This window comes from Aphanizomenon sp. CS-733/32, assembly GCF_028330045.1.
Taxonomy (GTDB): Bacteria; Cyanobacteriota; Cyanobacteriia; order Cyanobacteriales; family Nostocaceae; genus Dolichospermum; species Dolichospermum gracile.
The window spans coordinates 1-5010 of sequence record NZ_JAQMSE010000152.1 but is presented as its reverse complement, the minus strand read 5'-3'; the positions used below and the strand labels follow the sequence as shown (position 1 = coordinate 5010).

Sequence of the window (5010 nt, the reverse complement as noted above, 5' to 3'; positions counted from 1 at the left end):
TGGGTTTCGGGCATTTTAACGTGATTTTTTGATGATTTTTGAGCGCTCGCTATTGAGCAGAAGTTAATCACCAAAAGCCTGAAACGAGGGATTTTCGTTCATGCACATCATGGTGAATTTGTACAGTGCGTAAGTCCTAGATGATAATAATGATTGGGTCAGTGATGGTGAAACCAGAGGTGCTGGAGTTGATGAGATTTTAGGAACTTTTCCCCTACCTACTGCAAATAAATAGTCAAATTGAGAACTCTATGCCAAATTTAGCAAAAAGCAAATCCCACCGCCGACTAAAACGCCAACTACTTATCGTCATGCTGGTGATTTTTGCTTGGAGTGTGGCTATAGGCTGGATATTGGGATTCGCCACCAGCACTCACGGTGCAAATCCGGTAGACTCAATTGGGACTGTTGATGTCATACCAGCACAATATCAACCAGGACAAGAACTGTATTTAGAAAACTGTGCATCTTGTCACATCGCATTACCACCTGCTGTATTTCCTAGTCAAACTTGGAAAAATCTTTTACAAGACTCCCAGCACTATGGCGTACAAATTAATCCCTTAGATAAGTTTTCACATCTTTTAGTATCAAAATATCTTTACACCTTTTCCCGTGTAAAACTACAAGAGGAAGCAACACCCTATCGTCTCAAGGATTCTCGTTATTTTAAAGCTTTGCATCCTGGTGTCAAATTACCCAAACCTGTAACTATGAGTAGTTGTGTAAGTTGTCATATTGGGGCTGATAAGTATAATTTCCGCAGCCTCAGTCCAGAATGGGAGTAGGGGCAGGGGGCAGGGGGCAGGGGGCAGGGGGCAGGGGAGAAGATTTTTCCTACTGACCAATGACCAATGACCAATGACCAATGACCAGTGACATTCAAAGTCTATAATTATATAGCTAAAGCTTAAATCTCCATTTCCCTTGATTTAATTCTATAAACTGCCATGCTAAAACTTTTGTTGGGCGATCCCAACGCTCGTAAACTTAAAAAATACCAACCTTACATTACAGAAATTAACCTCTTAGAGGAAGATATTAAGCCGCTGTCTGATGAACAGTTAAAAGCTAAAACCGTCGAGTTTAAACAACGGTTGGCTAAAGGCGAAACTCTAGATGATATTTTACCAGAAGCCTTTGCTGTGGTTCGGGAATCGGGGCGGCGGGTCTTAGGATTACGTCACTTTGATGTACAGTTGCAGGGTGGGATAATTCTGCATACTGGACAAATTGCCGAAATGAAAACTGGTGAGGGGAAAACTTTGGTAGCGACTTTACCAAGTTATTTAAATGCCCTGACTGGTAAAGGTGCCCACGTTATTACTGTGAATGATTACCTGGCGCGTCGGGACGCGGAATGGATGGGTCAGGTACACCGGTTCTTGGGGTTAAGTGTGGGGCTAATTCAGTCCACTATGACCCCCAGCGAGCGCCAAAAAAACTATGCCTGTGATATTACTTATGTCACCAATAGCGAGATTGGCTTTGATTATCTCCGGGATAATATGGCTACATCTATGGCTGAGGTGGTGCAACGTCCGTTTAATTTCTGTGTGATTGACGAGGTAGACTCGATTTTAGTTGATGAGGCGCGAACTCCATTAATTATTTCTGGTCAGGTGGAAAGACCAACAGAAAAATACCTGCAAGCGGCGGAAATTGCTTTTAGTCTCAAAAAAGATGAACATTACGAAGTTAATGAAAAGGATCGTAACGTTCTCTTGACAGATGAGGGTTTTGCTGAATCGGAAAATCAGTTGGGTGTGACAGATTTATTTGACCCGGAAGATCCTTGGGCGCATTTTATGTTTAATGCGATTAAAGCCAAGGAATTGTTTCTCAAGGATGTCAATTATATTGTCCGCAATGATGAAGTGGTGATTGTGGATGAGTTTACAGGGCGGGTATTACCTGGACGGCGTTGGAGTGATGGTTTGCATCAGGCAATTGAAGCGAAGGAACACGTAGAAATTCAGCCAGAAACCCAAACTTTGGCGACAATTACCTATCAAAATTTGTTTTTGCTGTATCCCAAGTTGGGGGGAATGACAGGAACGGCGAAAACGGAAGAGGTGGAATTTGAAAAGATTTATAAACGAGAAGTGACGATTATTCCCACTAATCGGATTAGAAGACGGGAAGACTTGTCTGATATGGTGTTTAAGACTGAACCAGGGAAGTGGAGAGCGATCGCTAAAGAATGTGCCGAAATGCACGAAAATGGTAGACCTGTGTTAGTGGGGACAACCAGTGTCGAAAAATCCGAACTTCTCAGCCGACTCCTCAAGGAAATGGATATTCCCCATGAGTTGCTGAATGCTAGACCGGAAAATGTGGAACGGGAAGCGGAAATTATTGCCCAAGCTGGACGCAGTGGGGCTGTAACTATTGCTACTAACATGGCAGGACGGGGTACGGACATTATCCTGGGTGGTAACTCCGAGTATATGGCGCGGTTGAAACTGCGGGAATACTTTATGCCCCGCATTGTCAGCCCTGACGATGATGAATTTGGTGTTCAAAGGGCTTCGGGACTACCTATGGGTGGTAGCGGTGGTGGACAAGGCTTTGTTCCTGGTAAAAAGGTGAAAACTTGGCGGGCTTCTCCAGAAATTTTCCCCACTCCATTAACCAAGGAAACAGAACAGCTTTTAAAAGCGGCTGTAGAGGTGGCTGTTAAGGCTTATGGTGAAAGGAGTTTACCGGAGTTGGAAGCAGAAGATAAGGTGGCTGTGGCGGCGGAAAAAGCCCCGACAGATGATGTGGTAATTCAGAAGTTGCGGGAAGCTTACCAACAGGTTAAGCATGAGTATGAAGAGTTTACCAGCCGCGAACATGATCAAGTGGTGGAACGTGGGGGGTTGCACGTTATTGGAACGGAACGTCACGAATCACGACGGATTGACAATCAGTTACGCGGACGGGCGGGAAGACAAGGCGACCCGGGAACTACCAGATTTTTCCTCAGTTTAGAGGATAACCTATTACGAATCTTTGGGGGCGATCGCGTTGCTGGCTTGATGAATGCTTTCCAAGTGGAAGAAGATATGCCGATTGAGTCGGGTATGTTAACCCGCAGCTTGGAAGGCGCACAGAAAAAGGTGGAAACCTATTACTACGACATCCGTAAACAGGTGTTTGAGTATGACGAGGTGATGAATAACCAACGTCGGGCTATCTATGCGGAACGTCGCCGGGTATTAGAAGGTCAAGATTTGAAGGAACAGGTGGTTAAGTACGCGGAAAAAACGATGGACGACATCGTTGATTATTACATCAACCCTGATTTACCTTCGGAAGAATGGGAATTGGATAAGTTGGTGGATAAGGTGAAGGAGTTTGTTTACCTGTTGGCTGATATGCAGTCGGGACAATTGGAGGATATGGGGGTGGTGGAAATTAAGGCTTTTCTCCATGAACAAGCGCGAATTGCCTATGATATGAAGGAATCGCAAATTGACCAAATTCAACCGGGTTTAATGCGTCAAGCGGAACGGTTCTTTATTCTTCAACGCATAGATACTTTGTGGCGGGAGCATCTGCAACAAATGGATGCTTTGCGTGAGTCGGTTGGCTTGCGCGGTTATGGGCAAAAAGACCCGCTGATTGAGTATAAGAGTGAGGGTTATGAGTTGTTTTTGGATATGATGGTGAATATCCGCCGTGATGTGGTTTATTCTCTGTTTATGTTCCAGCCTCAAGCGCAGCAAACTGCTGAGATGGTTTAAGGGTTTTTTCTCGCAGAGACGCAGAGGCACGGAGGGTGTTTTCTGCGTCTTTGTTTTATTGTTTTGTTAGTCGGCTATTAACTCCAAACTCTATTACGGCTCAAGTTGTCCTATGAATCTGATTAAATTAGTCTGATAGTGTTTGCTACGTCTTTGTTTTATGAGACAATTATTCAGCAAACATTTCAGCTAGGATATCCAGAACTGTTTTTTGTTCTTCTGTCGTAATTTGACCCAGAAGTTTGACTAATCGAGTTTTATCTACTGTGCGAATTTGGTCTAAGACAATTTGCCCATTTTGTCCTTGAAATTGACAAGTTACTCTTGTCGGGTATGTTTGCCCTTTTGTTGTCATTGGTGCAACTATGACGGTGGCAATATGGTGGTTTATTTCGTTGGGTGAAATTACTAAACAGGGGCGTGTTTTTTTAATTTCACTCCCAATGGTAGGATCAAGATTAACTAGGAAAACATCAAATCTGTTGACTACCATTGCCATTCATTTTCATCCCATTCTGTTGTGTTGATATCATCTAATAGGACATCATCTTCTTTTTCTGCCATTTCTGTAAATGCTTTTTCCCAACCTTTTCTGACTTGTTCAACTGGGCGAATGATGAGATGATTTCCGTGAACTTCTATTTCTACTTCTGAGTTAATTCCGCTTTGTTCTAATAGGGTTTTGGGAATGCGTAACCCTTGGGAGTTGCCGATTTTGACTATTCTGGTTTTAATTGCTATACCCATTTTATGTTTTTGGGAAGAGGATGGTATTTACATTGTAATTACAAAGATAAAAATAGTCAAGTAGAAGAAGATATATTTATTTAGTAAGGTATGTTAATCGCAGTTTAGACGCTGCACTGAAAAAATTACAACTTATTACAACGAGATAGGTAAACAGGTATTTGAGTATAATGAAGTAATGAATAACTAACGTCATTCTATAATGAGTAAATTTGTGAGTTCGATACTACACTCAACATTACACTTTACCAATACCGGATTTACAGATTGCTTTTGGAGAAGATATAGAATTCACTATGCAGATAGATACTAAGGAGCTACTGAAGTGGAAAGAATGGAAGGACTCAAAACCATATTTAGAAAAGCTCGGAGACAGTTTCTCACTAGTAGATTTCTAAGTACAGGACAAAAAATTGAGAGAGAGAAGAAAGTCGTCATATTTCAAATCTAAATCAGTAACAAGAGAACGCAGATAATCTAAACCGTAACGAAAAACACTTTTAGCAAAACGTCCATGTTTCTTGATTTTGAT

Annotated in this window: 4 protein-coding genes and 1 pseudogene; 2 read left to right on the top strand and 3 right to left on the bottom strand. The window is 42.3% G+C overall.

The features are described from left to right. The first annotated feature begins 251 nt into the window (after positions 1 to 251). Positions 252 to 788: a cytochrome C gene (locus PN471_RS12235; protein WP_271777075.1), complete on the top strand. Its 537-nt coding sequence runs from the start codon at positions 252 to 254 to the stop codon at positions 786 to 788. Positions 789 to 950: 162 nt separating this feature from the next. Continuing rightward, a complete protein-coding gene (secA, locus tag PN471_RS12230) occupies positions 951 to 3731 on the top strand; it encodes a preprotein translocase subunit SecA (protein ID WP_271777074.1) in 2781 nt (926 codons plus the stop codon). Positions 3732 to 3900: 169 nt separating this feature from the next. Here secA and PN471_RS12225 read toward each other — a convergent pair whose 3' ends face one another. The 3 genes and pseudogenes from PN471_RS12225 to PN471_RS23455 form a co-directional block, all read right to left on the bottom strand. Beyond that, complete coding sequence (locus tag PN471_RS12225; RefSeq protein ID WP_271777073.1) at positions 3901 to 4230, bottom strand: type II toxin-antitoxin system PemK/MazF family toxin; 330 nt, start codon at positions 4228 to 4230, stop codon at positions 3901 to 3903. Beyond that, positions 4218 to 4478, bottom strand: a complete 261-nt coding sequence (locus tag PN471_RS12220) for an AbrB/MazE/SpoVT family DNA-binding domain-containing protein (RefSeq protein ID WP_271777072.1) — start codon at positions 4476 to 4478, stop codon at positions 4218 to 4220. The genes PN471_RS12225 and PN471_RS12220 overlap by 13 nt, the downstream gene beginning before the upstream one ends. Positions 4479 to 4872: 394 nt before the next feature. Then, positions 4873 to 5010 (bottom strand): annotated as a pseudogene (locus PN471_RS23455) (IS4 family transposase); the annotation flags it as partial.

Bases quoted from the DNA above. Each gene is read 5' to 3' on its own strand.
- PN471_RS12225 (WP_271777073.1), bottom strand. From the start codon at position 4,230: ATGGCAATGGTAGTCAACAGATTTGATGTTTTCCTAGTTAATCTTGAT.
- PN471_RS12220 (WP_271777072.1), bottom strand. From the start codon at position 4,478: ATGGGTATAGCAATTAAAACCAGAATAGTCAAAATCGGCAACTCCCAA.
- secA (WP_271777074.1), top strand. From the start codon at position 951: ATGCTAAAACTTTTGTTGGGCGATCCCAACGCTCGTAAACTTAAAAAA.
- PN471_RS12235 (WP_271777075.1), top strand. From the start codon at position 252: ATGCCAAATTTAGCAAAAAGCAAATCCCACCGCCGACTAAAACGCCAA.